This window comes from Oscillospiraceae bacterium (assembly GCA_015068525.1).
In the GTDB taxonomy this organism is placed as follows: domain Bacteria; phylum Bacillota; class Clostridia; order UMGS1840; family HGM11507; genus SIG450.
This window is the reverse complement of the sequence record SVKJ01000008.1, coordinates 55,428-76,517: the sequence shown is the minus strand read 5'-3', so window position 1 is coordinate 76,517 and position 21,090 is coordinate 55,428. Positions and strand designations below refer to the sequence as shown.

Annotated in this window: 20 protein-coding genes and 1 tRNA gene; 5 read left to right on the top strand and 16 right to left on the bottom strand. The window is 32.9% G+C overall.

Going from position 1 to position 21,090, the window contains the following annotated elements:
- Window positions 1-310: 310 nt before the first annotated feature.
- Window positions 311-386, bottom strand: a tRNA-Trp gene (locus tag E7419_04335).
- Window positions 387-523: 137 nt separating this feature from the next.
- Between E7419_04335 and E7419_04330 the strand changes: the two genes are divergently transcribed.
- From E7419_04330 to E7419_04315, 4 genes are read left to right on the top strand one after another with little or no spacing between them, the layout of a single operon-like run.
- Entirely contained in the window at window positions 524-1,162 is a 639-nt protein-coding gene (locus E7419_04330; protein ID MBE7014419.1) for an HAD family phosphatase, read from the top strand.
- Between the two features lie 59 nt (window positions 1,163-1,221).
- A complete protein-coding gene (locus tag E7419_04325; protein MBE7014418.1) occupies window positions 1,222-1,617 on the top strand; it encodes a hypothetical protein in 396 nt (131 codons plus the stop codon).
- Window positions 1,604-2,482, top strand: coding sequence for a hypothetical protein (locus tag E7419_04320; protein MBE7014417.1), 879 nt, complete (start codon window positions 1,604-1,606; stop codon window positions 2,480-2,482). The genes E7419_04325 and E7419_04320 overlap by 14 nt, the downstream gene beginning before the upstream one ends.
- A gap of 12 nt (window positions 2,483-2,494) precedes the next feature.
- Window positions 2,495-3,625, top strand: coding sequence for a M20/M25/M40 family metallo-hydrolase (locus E7419_04315; protein MBE7014416.1), 1,131 nt, complete (start codon window positions 2,495-2,497; stop codon window positions 3,623-3,625).
- Window positions 3,626-3,762: 137 nt separating this feature from the next.
- Here the strand turns inward: E7419_04315 and E7419_04310 are convergent, their stop codons facing one another.
- Entirely contained in the window at window positions 3,763-5,151 is a 1,389-nt protein-coding gene (locus E7419_04310; GenBank protein ID MBE7014415.1) for an aspartate ammonia-lyase, read from the bottom strand.
- A gap of 67 nt (window positions 5,152-5,218) precedes the next feature.
- On the opposite strand from E7419_04310, the gene E7419_04305 reads away from it, so the two are divergent.
- Window positions 5,219-6,196 carry a LysR family transcriptional regulator gene (locus E7419_04305; protein ID MBE7014414.1) on the top strand — a complete coding sequence of 326 codons (978 nt, stop codon included), beginning with the start codon at window positions 5,219-5,221 and terminating at the stop codon, window positions 6,194-6,196.
- Between the two features lie 51 nt (window positions 6,197-6,247).
- Here E7419_04305 and E7419_04300 read toward each other — a convergent pair whose 3' ends face one another.
- The 14 genes from E7419_04300 to E7419_04235 all read right to left on the bottom strand — a co-directional run bounded on the left by E7419_04300 (window position 6,248) and on the right by E7419_04235 (window position 21,029).
- Entirely contained in the window at window positions 6,248-6,637 is a 390-nt protein-coding gene (locus E7419_04300) for a hypothetical protein (GenBank protein MBE7014413.1), read from the bottom strand.
- Window positions 6,630-6,995 (bottom strand): hypothetical protein, encoded by a 366-nt coding sequence (locus E7419_04295; GenBank protein ID MBE7014412.1) that lies wholly within the window; start codon window positions 6,993-6,995, stop codon window positions 6,630-6,632. The genes E7419_04300 and E7419_04295 overlap by 8 nt, the downstream gene beginning before the upstream one ends.
- Window positions 6,996-7,050: 55 nt before the next feature.
- Complete coding sequence (locus tag E7419_04290; GenBank protein MBE7014411.1) at window positions 7,051-8,274, bottom strand: tyrosine--tRNA ligase; 1,224 nt, start codon at window positions 8,272-8,274, stop codon at window positions 7,051-7,053.
- A 42-nt stretch (window positions 8,275-8,316) separates the two neighbouring features.
- A complete protein-coding gene (gene ftsZ, locus E7419_04285; GenBank protein ID MBE7014410.1) occupies window positions 8,317-9,483 on the bottom strand; it encodes a cell division protein FtsZ in 1,167 nt (388 codons plus the stop codon).
- 1 nt (window position 9,484) lies between these two features.
- A complete protein-coding gene (locus E7419_04280; protein ID MBE7014409.1) occupies window positions 9,485-9,877 on the bottom strand; it encodes a DUF1290 domain-containing protein in 393 nt (130 codons plus the stop codon).
- A gap of 15 nt (window positions 9,878-9,892) precedes the next feature.
- On the bottom strand, window positions 9,893-10,621 hold the full coding sequence (locus tag E7419_04275; protein ID MBE7014408.1) for a DUF881 domain-containing protein: 729 nt from the start codon (window positions 10,619-10,621) through the stop codon (window positions 9,893-9,895).
- 76 nt (window positions 10,622-10,697) lie between these two features.
- The gene (locus E7419_04270; GenBank protein MBE7014407.1) at window positions 10,698-11,474 is read right to left on the bottom strand and encodes an FtsQ-type POTRA domain-containing protein; all 777 of its coding nucleotides are present in this window, start codon (window positions 11,472-11,474) and stop codon (window positions 10,698-10,700) included.
- A 26-nt stretch (window positions 11,475-11,500) separates the two neighbouring features.
- Window positions 11,501-12,754 (bottom strand): UDP-N-acetylglucosamine 1-carboxyvinyltransferase, encoded by a 1,254-nt coding sequence (gene murA, locus E7419_04265; GenBank protein ID MBE7014406.1) that lies wholly within the window; start codon window positions 12,752-12,754, stop codon window positions 11,501-11,503.
- A 127-nt stretch (window positions 12,755-12,881) separates the two neighbouring features.
- Window positions 12,882-13,991: an undecaprenyldiphospho-muramoylpentapeptide beta-N-acetylglucosaminyltransferase gene (murG, locus tag E7419_04260; GenBank protein MBE7014405.1), complete on the bottom strand. Its 1,110-nt coding sequence runs from the start codon at window positions 13,989-13,991 to the stop codon at window positions 12,882-12,884.
- A 4-nt stretch (window positions 13,992-13,995) separates the two neighbouring features.
- Window positions 13,996-15,090 carry a putative lipid II flippase FtsW gene (ftsW, locus tag E7419_04255; protein MBE7014404.1) on the bottom strand — a complete coding sequence of 365 codons (1,095 nt, stop codon included), beginning with the start codon at window positions 15,088-15,090 and terminating at the stop codon, window positions 13,996-13,998.
- Between the two features lie 23 nt (window positions 15,091-15,113).
- Entirely contained in the window at window positions 15,114-16,070 is a 957-nt protein-coding gene (locus E7419_04250; GenBank protein MBE7014403.1) for a phospho-N-acetylmuramoyl-pentapeptide-transferase, read from the bottom strand.
- On the bottom strand, window positions 16,064-17,416 hold the full coding sequence (locus tag E7419_04245) for a UDP-N-acetylmuramoyl-tripeptide--D-alanyl-D-alanine ligase (GenBank protein ID MBE7014402.1): 1,353 nt from the start codon (window positions 17,414-17,416) through the stop codon (window positions 16,064-16,066). Before E7419_04245 ends, E7419_04250 begins: the two co-directional genes overlap by 7 nt.
- A 3-nt stretch (window positions 17,417-17,419) precedes the next feature.
- Window positions 17,420-18,850, bottom strand: a complete 1,431-nt coding sequence (locus tag E7419_04240; GenBank protein ID MBE7014401.1) for a UDP-N-acetylmuramoyl-L-alanyl-D-glutamate--2,6-diaminopimelate ligase — start codon at window positions 18,848-18,850, stop codon at window positions 17,420-17,422.
- 13 nt (window positions 18,851-18,863) lie between these two features.
- Entirely contained in the window at window positions 18,864-21,029 is a 2,166-nt protein-coding gene (locus E7419_04235) for a PASTA domain-containing protein (protein ID MBE7014400.1), read from the bottom strand.
- Between the last annotated feature and the right edge of the window lie 61 nt (window positions 21,030-21,090).

The window sequence follows — 21,090 nt, the reverse complement described above, 5'->3', positions numbered from 1 at the left end:
TATACTGTAAACAAAGAAAACAAAATTCTTTGATGCTTTTTTGATGATGTAGCAGACGGAATCGTTAGAAACGGGTAAGAACGGATGGGAAATTGATGCAAAAATAGTGATATTCTATCTTCGATGGAGTGATATTTTTGATAAATCAAAAGTGATATTGAAACTTCCAGTTTCAGTGATATTATCTTTGCCTTTATACTGTGCGAAAGCACAATATCACTAAGCGTAAGCCAAATATAACTGCGTAGCAATATAACTTGCCAAAGGCAAATATAACTGAAAAAAGACATCCAATGGATGTCTTTTTTCTTGGCAGGGGTAGTAAGACTTGAACTCACGGCACGCGGTTTTGGAGACCGCTGCTCTACCAACTGAGCTATACCCCTAAATACCAAAATATTATAACATACTATTTTCAAATTGTAAAGATATTTTTTAAAAAATCTCTATATTAAATTGACTTTATGTCTAAAATATGTTATTATTTTTTACGGATTTAATAATATTTATGGGGTGTTAATATATGCAGGGTGTTATATTTGATTTAGACGGCACTTTACTGGATTCAATGGTTTTCTGGAGAAAAATAGTGGAAATCTATTTGGGAAGAAAAGGTAAACAGGTTACTTTAGAAGAAAAGCAGATTATTGACAGTCTTACTATCCCTAAGGCATGTGAATATATGAAAGAACATTTTAATCTTTCCGAGTCCTGTGAAAAAATAGAAAAAGAAGTACTTTCTCTTATAGAAAGTAATTACAAATTCAATATACCTCTAAAACCTTACGTACATCTTTTTTTAAACAAACTAAAAAAGAAAAATATTAAAATGTGTATTGCCTCTGCAACCAACAAATATTTAATTGAATATGCTCTTAAAAGGCACAACATATTTGATATGTTTGAATTTATTATCACAAACGAAGATGTTAAAGAGAGTAAGAAAGACAGTGCAAAAATTTTTGAAGAAGCACTTTTAAAACTTGGAACAAATAAGGAAGAAACCGTAATTTTTGAAGATTCTTATCACGCAATAGTTTCTGCGAAAAAAGCAGGTTTTAATGTTGTCGGTGTTTATGATAACTCGTTTAAAGAATTTAAGGAACAAATCAAAGAAACCTCTGATAAATACATAAAGAATTTTAGTGAATATAAAATATAATTTAAATACGTGTTGCAACGGCAACACGTATTTAAATTATATTAAAGGGAAGTAATTTTATGATAATTATAGCATGTGTTGATAATAATTTTGGAATTCAATTTAATAAAAGGCGTCAGACAAAAGATAAAGAAGTGATAGACAGAATTTACGAAATAACAAAAAACAATAGACTTTTTACTACCGATTTTTCAAAAAATCTTTTTGAAAAAGAAAAGATTATAATTTGTGATAAAGTCCCTCAAGATGCATACGCTGACGATTATTTTTTTGTAGAAAGTCCTGAGTTATGTGATTTTTCCAAAGTTGACAAAGTTATACTGTTTTGTTGGAATACTGTTTATCCTTGTGATTTAAAATTTGTTCTGCCAAGCAATTTTAGAGTTGCTAAGTCAAGTGATTTTGAAGGAAACAGTCACAAAAAAATAACGGAGGTATATTATGAAAAAGTATAGAAAAATTGTGGTTATAGTTATTGCCGTTATATTAATTATTTCAGGACTTTTCAAAAGCGAAAATGATAATTTAAAATATCCGAACATCGCGCTTGATAATATTCCTGAATTTTCAGGTTCGCCTTACGTAGTAATAAATGATAACCTACCGTTTTTTTCTGAAGATGAATATACAACTGATTCTTACGAAACATACAGTGACCTTGACAGATTGGGAAGATGCGGTGTTGTTATGGCATCAATAGGAAAGGATTTAATGCCCGAAGAAGAAAGAGAGGCAATCGGTCAGGTTAAGCCTTCAGGGTGGCATACAGTAAAATACGACTGGGTTGACGGAAAATATCTTTATAACAGGTGTCATTTATTAGGCTTTCAGTTAACAGGAGAAAATGCAAACGAGAGAAATCTCATAACAGGCACAAGATATTTAAATGTTGAGGGAATGTTACCTTTTGAAAATATGGTTGCAGACTACATAAAAGAAACTGACAACCATGTTTTAATGAGAGTGACTCCTGTTTTTAAAGAAGATAATCTTGTCGCAAGTGGTGTATTAATGGAAGCGTTATCTATGGAAGATAACGGAAACGGTATATGCTTTAATGTGTATTGCTATAATGTTCAACCCGGCGTTGAAATAAACTATGCATCTGGAATAAGTAAAAAAGATGAAAATTACACTTTTAAAACGGAAGATTATAAAAATGAAACAAGTTTTATATTAAACACAAGTTCCAAAAAAGTACATAGAAAAGAATGTTCAAATATTAAGTCTATTAAAGATAAGAATAAAGAAACTTACTTTGGAAATATCGATGTACTTTTAGAAAATGGATATGATACTTGTAATGAATGTTTCAATTAAAGGAGAAAAATTATGAATTACGAAAACATTGAACAGTTTATTTTAAACAACAAAACGGAAATGTTTGATATGTTAAAAGATTTATGCAATATCCCTGCTCCCTCACATTTTGAACACAAAAGAGCAGAATATTGCAAAAAATGGTTAGAAAGTGTCAATGCAGAGGGAGTATATATTGATGAAGCCTTAAATGTTATATTCCCCCTAAACTGTGAAAGCAGTGATGAGATCACAGTTTTCGCAGCACATACAGATACAGTTTTTCCCGATTTGGAGCCTATGCCCTGTTATGATGATGGTATGAGAATTCACTCTCCGGGAGTTGCAGATGATACTGCAAGTGTTGTTATTCTTCTCCTAATGGCAAAATACTTTATAACCAATAATATAAAACCTGAAAAAGGAATACTTTTTGTTTGTAATTCCTGTGAAGAGGGCTTGGGAAATCTTAAAGGGGTCAGACAACTTTTTTCCGATTACAACGAACGAATTAAACAATTTATAACATTTGACAGTAATCTTGATATTGTCAATGATACCTGTGTGGGTTCCAAACGATATGAAGTTGAAGTGTTTACCGAAGGAGGTCATTCCTATCTTGATTTTGGGAAACCAAATGCAATAAACATTGCATCTAAGATTATTAACGATATTTATAAAATAGATATTCCCAAAAAAGAAGGAACGAAAACCACATTTAATGTCGGTACATTTTCAGGCGGAACATCAGTAAATACGATATCTCAATATGCAAAATTTTTATGCGAATACCGTTCTGATGATGCAGATTGTCTTTTAAATATGGAAAGAAAGTTTGAAAAAATATTTGAACACGCAAAATCAGACGGAGTAACCATTAAAGTTAAAATGGTTGGTGACAGACCTTGCGGAAATACTGATATAACAAAGATAGAAAAACTTAAAAATCTTATTGTTCCTGAAATTGAAAAAGTTATAAATAAGAAAGTAACTTTTAAAAGCAGTTCAACTGATTGCAACATACCACTATCAAAAGGAATCCCCGCTTTATGTATAGGCGTGAATATATACGAGGGTATGCATACACGTGAAGAATGGGTGGATAAAGAATCTATGCTTGACGGATTAAAAGTTGCTATTTCCATCGGAGAAAAATTAACTTAAAAAGTAAGAATTACCAAACTTTTATATTAGTTTTAAAAAAACTGACAAACTTTAACATAACTTAACATTTCTTTAGTGTGTGTTATGTAAAAGTTTATCAGTTTTTTAAGTATACGGAGATTATAAAACCTACTAAATTACAAGGCATCTTTTATTATTTTATCAAAAATTTCATCCAATTTTTCACAAGACATTATATTTTTCTCAATTATTATATCATATACATTTTTATTCTCTTTTAGAGCCTCTTTTGCTATATTGGAACTTTGCGTATATCCTATATAAGGGCATAAAGCAGTTATTATCCCAATACTTTCTAAAACACTTTTTTTGCAGTACTCCTCGTTGGCAGTTATACCATTAATACAATTTATGATTAAAGAATTTATTCCTTTTCTTATAATATCAAGAGATTCTAAAATACAATGGAAAATAATTGGTTCAAAAGGATTAAGTTCAAGTTGTCCTCCCTCTGCTGCTACAGTTACTGTTGTATCGTTACCCATTATTTTATACGATATCTGGCTCATCATTTCAGGAATTACCGGGTTAATTTTCCCAGGCATAATAGAGGAACCGTTTTGTCTTGGAGGTAGATTAATTTCACCGATTCCGCATCTTGGACCGGATGACATTAATCTTAAATCATTGGAAATTTTGGACAAATTGACTGCACAGCTTTTTATTATTCCGTGTACAAAAACAAGTTCGTCTGCGTTTTGTGTTGCATCAATTAAATTTTCGGCACGGGTTAATTCCAGACCGGTTATATCAGAAATATTTTTTGTTATATTATGAACATATTTTTTATCAGCATTTATGGAAGTTCCAATTGCAGTTCCTCCCATATTTATTTTTGATAAAATTTTAATTGCATCATAAAAATGTACGATGTCTCTTTCGATTGCTTTTGCGTATGCGCCAAAAGTTCTTCCCAGTCCAACAGGGACAGCGTCCTGCATTTCAGTTCGTCCCATTTTTATTACATTTTTAAATTTTAAAGAGCAATTAAGAAGTGAACTTTCCAATTGTTTTAACTCCTCCAAAGTCTTTAAAATTGTTCGTATTATTGCAATTCTTCCTGCACTTGGATATACATCATTTGTGGATTGCCCACAGTTAACATGGTCATTGGGATGAACTACCTTGTAATCACCTTTTTCTCCGCCTAATATTTCGATAGCCCTGTTTGCCATTACTTCATTTATATTCATATTAGTTGAAGTACCTGCGCCTCCCTGTATTGTATCAACAAGGAAGTTATCCCAAAGGCTTCCGGAAAGTATTTCATTACCTGCTTTTATTAACGCATCCTTTATATCTTTACTTAAAATACCTGCTTCAAAATTAGTCTGGGCGGCTGCCATTTTTATTTCTACAAGTGCAGTAATCAATTCTTTATGTACTGTTTTACCAGTTATCTGAAAATTTTCCTTCGCTCTTAGCGTATGAATACCATAATATGCATTACAAGGAACATTCAAAACTCCGATAGAGTCTTTTTCCTCTCTGTATATATTTTTCATTTGTTTATTCCCCCTTTTTGCTTGATTATAACATGGTTATGTGATATAATCTAATATATATTAAATAATGATTATTATAACTTTAAAGTTATACAAGGTGGGAATGGATATGTTTAGCAATAAAGACTATGTTTTGGAAGTATATAACGAAAAAAGTTTTTCCAAGGCTTCTCAAAATTTATATGTATCTCAGCCGTCACTCAGCGCAAGTATCAGGCGTATTGAATTAAAGATAGGAGCGCCTATTTTTAATCGTACGACAAAACCAATTACACTTACCGATATTGGTAAAGAGTACATAGAAAAAGCATTACAAATTAAAAAAATTGAGAATGAGTTCTCAAATTATATAAACGACAGTTTGAATATTGTAAAAGGTAATATAAAAATCGGAGGCAGTAATTTATTTGTTTCATATATACTTCCTCCTATAATTGCGAAATTCAACAAAACTTATCCGGGTATTGAATTTACCATCTATGAAGATAAAACAACCTCTTTAATTTCAATGCTTTTGGACGGAGAAATTGATATTTTTATTGATAATGTTTTTATAGCAAACGAAAATATCACTTCATACTTTTACATTTCAGAAACAATATTACTTGCTGTACCTAAGGATTATAAAATAAATTCGAAGCTTAAGAAATTCAAACTTTCTATAGATGATATTAAAAATGATGTACATTTAAATAAAAATTTCCCGTGTGTATCTTTGGATGTTTTTGAAAATGAACCATTTATTCTCTTAAAAAAGGAAAATGATACAGGTAAAAAGGCTCTGCTGTTATGCAAACGGCATGGTTTTACTCCAAAAGTTGTTTTTGAGATTGACCAGCAAGTAACAGCACATAATATTTCTACTTCAGGGTTAGGAATTTCATTTGTAAGTGATACTCTTGTGAAAAGAACAGGTGAACAAAATAATATTATTTACTATAAATTAAGTGATGAAGAAATTAAAAGAAATATATATTTTTATACAAAAAGCAACCATTATATCAAAAATTCAACGCGAAAATTCATAGAAGAAAATACTAATTGACACAGTATAAAAGCAGGGTGAAAAATCATCCTGCTTTTATATTACATCGTATTATTCATTTGACTCTTTATAATTATTCACAATTTTTGAATTATTTACATAAAGACCGCGGCTTACTAAATATTCAAAGATTTCCTTTTTCATTTCGGTAGGGATTTTATCTGAATGATTTATAATCTGCCATTTTTCCCTTAAAACAGCCCATGCACTCGGATTATTATCGGGAAGAAAAGTTACTTTTGGTTTATTGTGTATAAGTTCAATATACTCTGATGCATTTTCTTTAGTTGGATTATTTACAAGGTTTGTAAAAAGTTTGTTTTCATCAGCTGCGTATTTAAATGTTGGTTTTAATAACAACAATATTATGTAAAATACGATAAGCGGTGGAAAACAAATTACCAATACTATTTTTATCCATGTTGGAATTTTATCAAACATTACTATTTCCCCCTTTATAGTTATTTATAATTTTAGTATTGTTGATATACAGCCCTTTTTTTATAAGTCTTGCTTTAATTTTTTCTTTTAATTCGGTTGGAATCTGGGATGATCCGTTAATTTTGTAGAACATATCCCTGTACTCTCCCCAGTCTTTCGGATGGTTATTGATTTTTACTCCAAACTTTGCATTGAGTAGTTTAAAAACTTTTTGGGCATTGGCTTCATTTGGGTTTTTATTAACTATTCTCATTGCAAACATAATTGACACATTAAGATAAATATGACGCACAACAATTATCATTATAACTAAAACAATAAGTACATTTAACATTTCTTCATTTGATAACTTGCTCATTTTAATCCCCTCCACCTTATTAATTTTAAAAAAAGGGCATAGCCTGCCCTTTTTTCTAATGTATAATAACTTTTATAAACGCTTTCTTTCCACGTCTTATCATAAGTTCATTATTCTCAAACATATCTTTGGTAATGGTAAAATTAATATCAGAAATTTTTTCTTCCCTTACAGATACTCCGCCTTGTTGAACATTTCTTCTTGCTTCGCTTTTTGACGGTGCAAGTTTTGTTATAACAAGCATATCCATTATATTTATACCGTTTTCTATTTCAGAGGCTGAGATTTCTACACTCGGAACTTCTGCTGCTCCTCCCCCTGCAAACAGGTTAAGAGCTGCCGCTTCTGCTTTTTTGGCTTCTTCTTCTCCATGAACCATTTTGGTTACTTCAAAAGCAAGTCTCATTTTTGCTTTGTTAATTTCGCTTCCCTCTAATTTTTCATACTCATAGATTTCATCTAAAGGAATAAATGTAATAAGTTTCATACAGTTGATAACATCGGCATCGTTAACATTTCTGAAATACTGATAAAACTCAAATGGTGTTGTTTTATTAGGGTCTAACCATAATGCACCTTTCTGGGTTTTACCCATTTTTTTGCCTTCACTTGTTGTAAGAAGTGTAAATGTCATACCATATGCTTCTTTACCATCACATCTTCTTATAAGTTCAATACCGCCGATAATATTTGACCACTGGTCATCGCCGCCAAGTTCCAATTTACAACCGTAGTCCCTGTTAAGTTTTAAAAAGTCATAACTTTGCATTAGCATATAGTTAAACTCAATAAAGGAAAGACCTTTTTCAAGTCTTGTTTTAAAACATTCAGCGGTAAGCATTCTGTTAACTGAAAAATGAACACCGATATCTCTTAAGAATTCAACATAATTTAAATCTAAAAGCCAGTCAGCGTTATTTACCATAAGAGCTTTGCCGTCAGAAAAGTCAACTAATTTTGACAGTTGGCTTTTAAAACAGTCAGCATTATGTGCTATTGTTTCCTTTGTCATCATCTGACGCATATCAGTTCTGCCTGACGGGTCACCGACCATAGCAGTACCTCCGCCTATTATCGCAATAGGTCTGTGACCTGCTCTTTGCATATGAGCCATAACAACCATTTGCAAAAAATGGCCTATATGAAGCGAGTCGGCTGTCGGGTCAAATCCTATATAAAAAGTAACTTTCTCATTGTTTAAAAGTTCCTCTATTTCTTTTTCGTGGGTCATTTGTGCAATAAGACCTCTTGCTTTTAATTCTTCTAATAAATTCATAATAATCTCCTAGTTTTTAAAGCACCTGTTTCCAGGTGCTTTATATTAATCGTTTTTTGACATACTGTCTATAAATGATGGAATATCTAAAATATCTTTATCAAATATATCTATCTGTTCTTTTTCAGGTTCATCTGAAAGTTTTGCAGGAGCAACCGGTTCTAAAACAGGTAAGTCTTCTTCAATTATAGGTTCAGACTCAGTTTTATCTTCAGAAATTTTCTTCATCGGTCTTATAACTTCGCCGCCTTCTGCTGAATCAAAGCCTGTTGCAACAACAGTAACTTTAATATCGTCTCCCATTGATTCGTCAGTAACAGTACCGAATATGTAATTATCTGCATCAGTTGAGATTTTTTCCTGAATGATAGTATTTATTGTGCTGACATCAAACAAGTTAAGATTAGAACTACCTGTGATATTAACCAAGACGCCTTTAGCACCTTCAATTGATGTTTCAAGAAGCGGACTTTCGATAGCTGCTTTTGCTGCTTCTTCTGCTCTGTTATCCCCTGAGCCATAACCTATACCCATATGAGCAAAACCGTTATTCTTCATAACTGTTTTAACATCGGCAAAGTCACAGTTGATTAAACCACCGATAACAATAACGTCAGATATACCCTGAACGCCTTGTCTTAAAACATCGTCAGCCATTTTAAATGAATCTAAAAGAGAAGTTGACTTGTCCACCATCTGAAGAAGTTTATCGTTAGGGATAACCATCAATGCATCAACACTGTCTTTTAAAGTCATAGTTCCTTTATTTGCAACATCTGCTCTTTTTTTACCTTCAAAACTAAAAGGTCTTGTAACAACACCTACAGTTAAGATACCTAAATCTTTAGCGATACTTGCAACGACAGGAGCAGCACCTGTACCGGTACCTCCGCCCATACCGCCTGTTATGAATACCATATCAGCGCCTTTTAAAATCTGGGCAATTTCATCACTTGATTCTTCGGCTGCTTTTTTACCGATTTCAGGATTAGCGCCTGCGCCTAAACCTCTGGTAACTTTTTCGCCGATTTGTATTTTATGAGTGGCTAATGATGTAGCCAAAGCCTGCTTGTCCGTATTCAGTGCAATAAATTCTACATTTGAAAGATTGTTAAGTACCATATTGTTGACCGCATTATTACCTGCGCCACCAACACCAATTACCTTTATAACTGCATTATCTGCAATTTCAGATGGAATACTTATTGACATTTTATTGTCCTCCCTGATTTATATTATTCTCTTTTAAGTCACTTATTTCTTCTATTTTAGCAGATTTCTTTAATTTATTCAATAGAAATCTTCGAATAATTGCAAAATTTTGAAAAATTCTTAATGAAAATACTATTACAATAGCCACATAAACATCTATACCCAGTTTTGTGCCGAGATATATAAGCACTATTGAGAGCAAAGCATTTGAAAAAAATCCTGAAATAAAGACAGGTAAATCAAAATTTTTGTTAAGATATGCAACAATTCCACCCATTATAGAGTCAAAGGCTGCAAAAATTGCAATGGCAATATAAACAGATGCCTCTGCTGAAACATTTATGTTTATAAAAAAGCCAAGCAAACCACCTATTATAAGACATATTATTCCAATAGCCAAAAAAATCACCTAATTTCCCATTGCTTCTTTATTTGTTATAATCTTTGCGTGTTTAAATTCTATTTTTCCGGCGTATGCTGGAATTACAATATCATCAGTAACTTTTTTAAGTTCAATACTAATCCATGGAGATAAATCATCAAAAATTCCTCCACGCATTTTTATTCCACTCTCAAGTTGCTCAGGATCACCTATTGCTTTTATTACAAAAGGAGCTGCAGTACGTGTATTGTTTATACTTACAGTATTCCCTGCACATCTTATTTCACTTGTTGCAAGAACTCTCTGATCATTTACCGACAAGGCTTCTGCACCTGCAGAACGAAGTTCGTTTAGTATTCTTAAAATATCGTCCTGATGCACAACATAAAGATTTTCATCAATATTTATATTACTGGCAACCTCACCATCGTTTAAAGTTATCATAAGTCCCGGTCCCTGAACAGAAACCATACCCGCTACAATTTCCGCATTTCTTAAATCTTTTATTAAAATTTCGTCAGCATTAACCTGAGACTGATATTCCGCAATCTCATCTTTATATTCCATAACCTGTTTGTATAATGCTTCGTTTTTTTCTTTTTCAAGCCTTAAAAGTTCCTGAGACTGCTCCACCCTTATCTGAGTAGGATAGGTATTTACAGTATTATTTTTGACCGTTTTAAGCTGAAGAACTATAAAAAAACTTAGAATCATACACACAAAGCCTATTGATAACTGTGCTTTTCTGTTTTTCATTTAAAGTTAACATTCCTTTTTTATATATTTTTAAAGACTAAAAAAGCATCAATATTGATGCTTTTTAAAATTCGTATTACTCTGTACGATGATAAAGTTTTTGAGGGTCTCTGGCGTCAATGATACCGCCACTTTTATTTGGCATAACTTTTAAAACTTCTTTTAACATTGTAAGTTTGCTCCCAATATCTTTCTCATCGCCTACTATTACTTTAAGACCGTCTCTGAAATTAAGATAAAGTTCGCCTTTTGTTGTAGTAATACTTAAAACATCTTCTATAAGATTATTATTATACAAATTCTTCGTAATTTCAAGAGTTTTTTGCAATTTTTCATTATTATTTTTTGAAATTTTTTCACCAAGTGTATATTTATCAAATTTGAAGTCAAAAAGTATTGGCAAATTATAGTTAATATCCTCAGTTTTTTTCTCTAAAACTTTACCGTCTTTATCTACTACTACCATTTCATTTGCACACTGAATATAAGCCATCGGAATACATTCAGTTACCGAAATCTCAATTTTACCCGGCAGTTTTCTTTGTATTATAACAGAATTTATATAAGGGATTTTTGCAATAGTTTCCCCTGCTGTATTTAATTTGAATTTAAAAATATTTTCTGAAAGAATAAAACCGCTCGATTTTATTATATCTTCCGTTTTTACTTTCTTATTTCCTTCAATTTCGAGTTCTTTAAGATTAAAAAGAGGCGTGAAAAGTAAACCTATACAAATCATAAGTATAAGCATTAAACCAATAAGTATTTTTTTTCTTGTTTTTCTCCTTTTCCTCTTCTCACGGCGAAGTTCGCTAAGTGTTCTGCCGTCAGCGTCTTTACCTCTTATTATCATTTGTTCTCTCCTAAAATATAATATATTTATATTTTACTTATATCTGCTCCCAGTTTTTGTAAATCTCCCGCTATATCCTCATAGCCTCGTTCTATATAATGAACATTGGTAATTTCGGTTATTCCCTCTGCCCAGAGTCCTGCAATTACAAGTCCCGCGCCACTTCTCAAATCAGGAGCATTAACTCTTGCACCATAAAGAGCAGGAACTCCCTTTATAACTGCACATCTTCCGTCAACAGTTATGTCGGCGCCCATCTTTTTAAGTTCTTCAACGTGTTTGAATCGGCCGTCAAATATATTTTCAACTATCATACTTGTTCCCTCACACACACTAAGCAGTGACATAAGAATCGACTGTGCATCAGTAGGGAAACCAGGATATGGCGTTGTTCTTACTAAATTAATTGCTTTGAGATTGCCGTTTGATTTGACTCTTAAGGCATCGTTCCCGTCTTTTATAACGTCTGCGCCTGCACTTAAAAGAGCAGATGCTACTGAACTTATATGGTTATAGTTAACATTTGTAAGAAAAATATCCCCATTTGTTATTGCGCCTGCCATCATATAGGTTGCAGCAACAATCCTGTCGGGTATCACTGTATGAGTCACATCATAAAAAGTATCCGTGCCATTCACTTCAATAACACTTGTTCCTGCACCGTAAACTTTTACACCCATTTTATTTAAAAAGTTTTGCAAATCTTCAATTTCAGGCTCTTTTGCAGCGTTGATTATTTTAGTTCTTCCCTTTATTTTTGATGCTGCAAGCATAATATTTTCAGTAGCACCCACTGACGGAAAATCAAGATGGATTTCACTTGGTTTTAATTTTTTTCCATCGAAATTTAAATATCCGTGCTTTTCTTTTATTTCTATTCCCATTTCCCCAAAGGCTTTTATATGTAAATCAATCGGTCGAAGCCCTAATTCACAACCTCCGGGATAAGTGGTTTTCGCTTCCCCCATACGTGCTAGAATAGCACCTGTGAGTATAATGGAGGAACGCATTTTATCCATAAGTTCATCTTTGATTTTAGTGCTTGAAATATTAGCAGAGTCTATTATAAGGTTATCATCTTCCCAAAAAACTTCGCATCCTAAATCTTTTAATATCTCCAAAGTTAAATAAACATCTTTAATTTTAGGGCAATCCTTTATTATACTTTTTTTCCCGCTTATAATGGTCGCTGCAAGAATAGGTAAAACAGTGTTTTTTGCACCCGGTATTCTTACCTTCCCTTCAAGCCTTCTGCCCCCTGTAATAACCAGTTTGCTCATAAGCACACCTCCAAAATACTTTACACCATAATTGTATGTAAAATTTTTAAAAGTGTTCTTAATAAAGTATATTTTGTAAAGGGCATTTGCAAGTACCATAATTTATTAGGAAATTTTTAAATTGCCACTACTTTGTTTTTATAAGTTTTTCCACTTCATCTGCTATCATCTTAGTTGCATCTTTTTTAGACATCTTAAGAGCATTATGACTCATAACATACATTTTATAATCGTCTTTTATAATATCATATATAGCATTTTTAAGTGTATTTTTCGACAATTCACTCTCGCATATTTTAATTCCTGCACCAGACTTTACAAATGCATCAGCATTTATTTCCTGATGATTTTCCGCAACGTTCGGAGATGGAATTAAAATTGAAGGTTTGCCAAGATATGCAATCTCTGATAAGAAAATTGCTCCTGAACGGCTTATCACAAGATCTGCAGCAGACAAATATTTTTCCATATCGTGAATATAATTTTTAATCTTAATATTTGTACCTGTTAAATCAATTTTACACCTTTTAAGTTCATTAAGCACATCCTCGTAGTACAAATCTCCTGTTACCAGAACTAAATTAAAGTCATTTGTTTTATAATGGTCTTTAATAAAATCGGTCAAATATTCGCTTATTTTCTGAGCGCCAAGACTTCCGCTTACACATACTATAAGAGGTTTTTCGTTTAGAAATCCAAGTTCTTTTTTTGAGGATTCTTTATTTACCGATTTAAAACTTTCTCTGACAGGATTACCTGTTACAACTGTTTTCTCAGGATTCCCCAATATATTTTTGTTATCAAAAGCAACACATATCGTGTCTGCATATTTTGAAAGCATTTTTGATGTTTTACCTGCAACTGCATTCTGTTCATGAATAAGGGTTGGAATATTTAAGATTTTACCTGCAAGTACAACAGGTGCACTGACATACCCTCCGGTTCCTACTATTACATCAGGTTTGAATTTTTTTATAATACTCATGCACTTTAAAACGCTTTTTGAAAATTTCATAAGAACAGTAAGATTATGAAAAGATTTTATTCTTAAGAATCCTTCGACATCTATAAATTCTATATCATAGCCTGCTTTTGGAACAAGTTCGCTCTCAAGACCCTTTTTTGTTCCTATAAATAAAATTTCACTGTCTTTATCTCTTTTTTTGATTTCACTTCCGATTGCTATAGCGGGATTAATATGCCCGCCTGTGCCTCCGCCTGCAATAATCAGTCTCATTTTTTCAACTCCTATGCCGTGAAATGTTAAGGACAATTCCCATTGCCATCATCTGAAATACAAAACTGGAACCGCCTGCCGAGAAAAACGGCAGAGGAATACCTGTTGACGGCAACAAATTACTTGCAACACCTATATTTAAAACAACCTGAATTATAATCAAAAATCCCATTCCAAAAGCCATATATGTACCAAAAGGATCTTTACAGGAAAGTGCAATTTTTACACATCTTAAAAACAAAACCACAAATAATACTATAACTACAATCGCTCCGATAAGTCCCAATTCTTCGCATATAATAGAGAAAATATAATCGTTCTGCGGTTCGGGAATATAAAGATGCTTTTGTCTGCTTCGGCTAAGCCCCAGACCAAAAACTCCTCCTGAACTTATCGCATATAAAGACTGAACTATCTGCCATCCGTCTCCTAATTTATCGGAAAACGGGTCAAGATACGCAGTTATTCTTTTTAATCTGTACGGCTCACTTATTGCAAGATATGCTCCCATAGCACCTCCGCCTATAATTATAGGAAGGTAGAACTTAAACTGTATTCCATAAACGCAAAGCATTCCAAACACTGTTGCACCAATAATTATAATAACTGAAAAGTGAGGCTGTAAAATAAGAAGAATGCATGGTATCCCTACAAGCACTGCTAAAGGAAGATAAACATTTTTCATAGTTTGCTTTGTTTTTCCCATTACCTCAAAGTACATCGCCATTAAAATTACTATTGATACTTTTGTAAACTCGGAGGGCTGAACAGTACCAATCCCTAAATTAAGCCATCTTTTTGCCCCTTTTGTTTCAACACCGATTACAAGAACAAGAAGTAGTAAAATTATATTAAGGGCAAAAATTGCGACACCGAATTTTTTATATTTTCTGTAGTCAAAAGAGGCACAAAAGAATAACACCCCAAAACCTAAAACAGTCCATATAAGTTGCTTTTTAACAAAATAGAAACTGTCGCCATACAAAGAAAAAGCAGACGGCGAGCTTGCAGAAAATATCATAATCAAGCCAAACAGCGACAGTACAATTACTGTCGCAAACAAAACACCATCAAAGGAAGTTTTTTTTGTTTTAGCCATACTTTTTTTCACATCCTACATTATTACAAACTGATTGTTCCAAAAAAGCCTATTACCGAGCATACAAAAGTTACAAGAGAAAACAAAAGAACAATTTTGTTTTCCGAAAAGCCACACATTTCAAAGTGATGATGAATAGGCGACATCTTAAATACTCTTTTTCCTGTCAGTTTAAAACTTGTTACCTGAATAACAACTGACAAAGATTCTATTACATATATAATTCCAAACAATACAATAATTAAAGGATTGCCTGTTGCAACTGCTATTCCTGTTACAAGACCGCCTAAAAACAGTGAGCCTGTATCCCCCATAAACATTTTTGCAGGATGAAGATTAAAAATCAAAAAGGCAATCATTGCTCCAAGTGAAGATGCAGCAAGATAAGAAAGACCGACAGCATTTTTCATATATAATGTTATTACATAGAAAACAAGCACAATAGATGTTACACTTCCGCACAAGCCGTCAATGCCGTCAGTAAGATTTACGCTGTTTACCATATAGAATATACCAACTAAAACGAGAGGATAATAAAAATATGAAAATTCAACCTCTGCCTTTAAAAACGGTATAAAAATCTTAGTATCTGTAATATTTAAATATCTTAACAAAAGAACAAAAATAACTATAGCAAGGATTAAACACATTGTTTTTTGCTTTGCATTAAATCCCATATTTCTTTTAAGATGTACTTTGATAAAATCATCAACAAAGCCTATTATTCCGCAAATAAGAGCAAAAGCAAACACTATATATCCTGTTAAATCAAGATGTATAAAAAGGATTGAAAAAGTTATTGCAAGAATAAAGGAAATTCCTCCCATAGTAGGTGTACCTTTTTTACTCTTATGCCAGTTAGGACCGATTTCCAGTATTTCCTGACCGAATTTTAATTTCCTTAAAAAAGGAATAAGCACAGGCGATATTATAACACACACTAAAAATGCTATTATTATTGACAAACTTATACTTACCATTTCATATTTACTAAGCCCTCGCTTATTTCCTCCATTTTATATTTTCTTGAACCTTTAATTAAAATAACATCGTCTTTTTTTATAATACTTTTAAGATATTCTAAAATTTCTGAGTTTGTACTAAAATTCTTTTCTCGTAAAAAGCCGTTATCTTTTGCACCTTTATTTATAGAAAGTGCATCGGAAGACAAAGTAATAAGTTCATATAAATCACATTCACTTGCCTTTTTTCCGACTTCATACAGAAGTTCATCTCTTATATCCCCAAGTTCTGCTACCGAACCGAATACTGCAATCTTTCTTTTCCCCGAAAGTTTGGAAAGCACATTTAAAGATGCTATCATTGAATCAGGCGCAGCATTATAGCAGTCTATAACAAGCGTGTATCCGTCTTTTTTAACTATATTCTGCCTTATTCCGTCAGGCCTAAAACTTAATAAGCCTTCTTTTATTCTACTGTTATCTGCTGACAAAAGTCTTCCTACCGAAATAGCAGAAAGAGCATTATAGACATTATGAACTCCTAAAACATTAATTTTATATTCTTCATCGTCTATCTTAAAAATTGTAGTTTCATTTTCTTCTTTTATATCTTTTGCAACAATATCACATTCTTTATTTTCAATGCCAAAATAAATTATATTTGCCTCTATATTATTCTTAACACTGTATAAATATGGGTCATCTCCGTTTAAGATAAGATATGAATTTTCGTCCATACCTTTTAAAATTTCAAGTTTTGCTTTTAAAATACCTTCTCTGGAACCCAGATTTTCTATGTGTGAGTAACCTATATTTGTTATTACTCCAATTTCAGGGTTTACAATTTGCGACAAATATTCTATTTCTCCGAAATGATTCATTCCCATCTCAAAAATAGCTATTTTTTCATCATTTAAGGAAAAAGCAGTAAGAGGTACCCCAATATCATTATTAAAGTTGCCTTGTGTTTTGCCTGTTTTATCAATTTTTTCACAAACTGAGGCAATCATTTCTTTTGTAGTAGTTTTTCCAACACTGCCCGTTATCGCAATTTTCTTTAAATTAAGTTTATTTACATAGTATCTTGCAATATCTCCGAGTGCGATTTTAGTATCTTTAACTAAAATTACAGTTGCACCGTCAATTTGCATTTCCTCGCTTACAAGAACTGCTTTGCAACCTTTTTTTATTACATCGAAAACAAAATTGTGTCCGTCATTATTTTCGCCCTTTAATGCAACAAACAAGCTGTCAGCAGTAACTATTCTACTGTCCGTATCTATTTTTTTAATTGTTACAGCGTCACTTACATTTAATAATTTACCGCCCGTCGCTTTAACAATTTCTTCAATGCTTAAAAACATTATTTAACCCCTTTTTAAAATTTCGGCAACAACTTCCCTTTCATCAAAGTGAATTTTTCCTGTATTTAAAATCTGGTAGGTTTCATGCCCTTTTCCTGCAAGAAGAACTATATCTTCAGGTTTTGCAATTTCAAGTGCATAAGCAATTGCTTCTTTTCTGTTTTCTATTACCTTGTAATTTTCGCCCACAGCCCCTTTTAAAATATCATCAATAATTTTCATAGGGTCTTCGGTACGAGGATTATCCGAAGTTATAATGGTAAAATCAGAATTCTTTGTTGCAATTTCTCCCATTATACTTCTTTTCTTATTATCCCTGTCTCCTCCACAACCAAATACTGTGATAAGACGTGCCTTTTTAAACTCATTAATTGTTTCTATAACATTCATAAGTCCGTCAGGGGTATGAGCATAGTCTATTATAACTGAATAGTCAGTATCGGTATCCAATACTTCAAGGCGTCCTTTAACTCCTTTTTGATTTTTAAGAGCCATTCTGATAAACGGCATAGGAATTCCAAGACTTAAAGCAACACTTATTGCAAGAAGAGAGTTGTAGACATTGAATTTACCCGGTATTCCCACAAAAATCCTTGCACTGTCCTCGCCGAAAGACACGCTGTATGATATCCCGTTACTGTTTAAGAACAGGTCATCTGCTTTAACATCTCCGTTTCCAACACCATACGATATGACTTTGCCTTTTGCTTTGTTTTTCATATATTTATAGGATGAATCGTCTGTATTAAGAACTGATATTTCACTTTTTTCAAACAAAATACTTTTTGCGTCACGGTATGCCTCTAAAGTCTTATGAAAATCAAGATGGTCTTGCGTAACATTTGATATTGCTCCCACTTTAAAATCAATTTCAGCCACTCTGTCAAGATATAAGGAGTGCGAGGAAACCTCCATTACAACAAAATTCACCTTTTCTTTTACCATATCGGATAAAAGCATATTAAGTTCCAGACAGTCAGGAGTTGTTTTGGACGTTTCTATTACTTTGTCACCTATCATATTTTGATTTGTACCGATTAGCCCAACCTTATACCCGCAAGCCTCTAAAATACCTTTTATTAAATAAGTAGATGTAGTTTTACCATTTGTTCCTGTAATACCGATTATCTGCATTTTTTTGGATGGATAATCGTAAAAACAAGCAGAAAGGTAACTTAACGCTTTTCTCGAATTTGCGACTTTGATTTTCGGTATATCACACTCTACATCATTTTCAAAAACAATTGCCGAAGCACCTTTTTCAACAGCACTTTTTGCATACTTATGCCCATCGCTTTCATAACCTTTTATGCACACAAAAAGATTACCCGGTTTTACTTCTCTTGAGTCAAAAGCTATGCCCGTTATCTCGACGTTGTTTTCACCCGAATAACTTAAATATTCAATACTTGTAAGTAATTCATTAAGTAACATTTTTCATTCCTTCTTATTTAAACTCAACATAAATTTCACTTGAAGGGTCCACAAAATGGCCTGACGGTGGATTTTGAGATACGCATTTTTTGCTACCATCATCATTTTCTATTCCATTTGCTTTTATGGTAAGACCTGACTCGCCAAGTTTTTTTACGGCTTCGTTGTAAGTAAGACCATAAAGTTCCGGTACAACAACTTTTTCTTCCTCATCTCTTTCTTCGGTATATAATATTACCGTAGCAGATTCTGCAACAACTACATTTGCTTTTGGAACCTGGTCAAGAACAACTTCGCCTTTCCCTTCAATTTTATACTTAAGTGATGTATAATTTAACATTTGTCTTGCTGTTTCAACCGGTTGCCCTATTACATTAGGAACTGTATATTCATGTTCCTTTTCTTCTTCGGTAAGATCCGGTTCACCGCCTAAATATCTTAAACAATCTTCCATTATCCTTTTTACAACAGGAGCAGCAATAATACCGCCCATATACTGACCGCCTTCCGGCTCATCAAGAATAAGAAGACACGCAATCTGCGGGTCATTTGCAGGCGCAAAGCCAGCAAATGACGCTACATATTTTCCGTTACCACGCGGAAGTTTTTCACTGGTACCTGTTTTCCCTGCTATATGATAACCTTTAATAAAGGCACTCTTACCACTACCGTCGGTTACAACATTTTCAAGCACCTGACATAAAAGTTTGCTTGTTTCCTCGCTTATAACCTGCCTTACAACTTCAGTTTTAAACTCTTTTAAAACATTTCCGTCATCATCAATATATTTTTTTACTAAAAACGGTCTTAAAAGTTTACCTTTATTTGCAACCGATGATACTGCTGTTATCATTTGCAGAGGTGTTATCTGAAATCCCTGACCGAATGAAGATGTCGCAAGTTCTGTTGTATTAAATCTTTCAGGAGTAAAGAACAAACCGGAAGTTTCTCCGTTTAATTCAATACCTGTTGTTTCAGTAAAACCAAACGCTTTGTAAAATTTATAAAAATCTTCTTTGCCTATTCTCTCTCCTATTTCCATAAATACAGGGTTACAGGAATTTTTTATGCCCTCTACAAAGTTCTGAACACCATGCCCCACTTCTTTCCAACAATGGATACGATATCCTCCGACTTGTTTATAACCTACACAGTTGAACATATCGTTAAGATTTAATTTCCCTGTTTCAAGTCCTATTGCTGACATTATAATTTTAAAAGTGGAACCCGGTTCATAACTGTCAACAACTGCTTTATTTCTCCACATTAAAGACAGTGCATCACTTTCTTTTTTAAGCCTTTGTTCTTTATCAGCGACAGAAGCTATTTCTGCTTTTTTTGTTTCTGAATTCAAAGTAAACGGATTATTAAGGTCAAAGTCAGGTTTTGTTGCCATAGCAAGAATTTCACCTGTTTTTATATCCATAATAATTCCTGCTGCACCATTATTTATTTTATTGTCAATAACAGCAGTTTCCAGATGCTTTTCCAAAAAATGCTGCATGGTCTGGTCAATAGTAAGAACTATATTTGTTCCGTCTTCAGGATTATAATATCTCTCGTATTTATAAGGCATTTCATTTCCGTCTGCACTTTTGGCAGTAACTATTCTTCCCGATTTTCCCCTTAAAACCGAGTCATATATCATTTCTATGCCCCAAAGTCCCTGATTATCAACACCTGTAAATCCGATAACATGAGATGCAAAGTTCCCATTAGGATAATATCTCTTTGTATCTTCATCAAGATATACACCGGGAAGTCTTTTTTCTCTTATTTTATCTGCTTGTTCTTTCTCAACTTTCTTTTTTATTATCTCATAGGAAGAGTTTTTCTCTATTTTTGCTTTAACTGTTTCAAGTTCAATTCCAAGTATTTGAGAAAGTGTTGACGCTGTTTCATCTTTTTTATCGGAGTTACGAACTGTAACAGGAGAAATACTAACAGTTTCAACTGATGCACTTACTGCAAGAGGTTTATTGTTCCTGTCATAAATCGTTCCCCTTTTAGGCGTAATAAGTCGGTCCCTTGTTTGTTGTTCAATAGCCAGTTTCTTGTATTCATCGCCTTTAACTACCGTAAGATAACAAAGACGGCATGCAAGAATTAAAAACATCACAACAATAAAAGAAAAAGCGGATATTATTCTTTTTTTTGTTTTATTAGTTGTTTTCGCCACGATAAATACTCCTTCTTAAAATACGCTTTCACTTTATATCAGTTTTTGCGGGTATATAAAT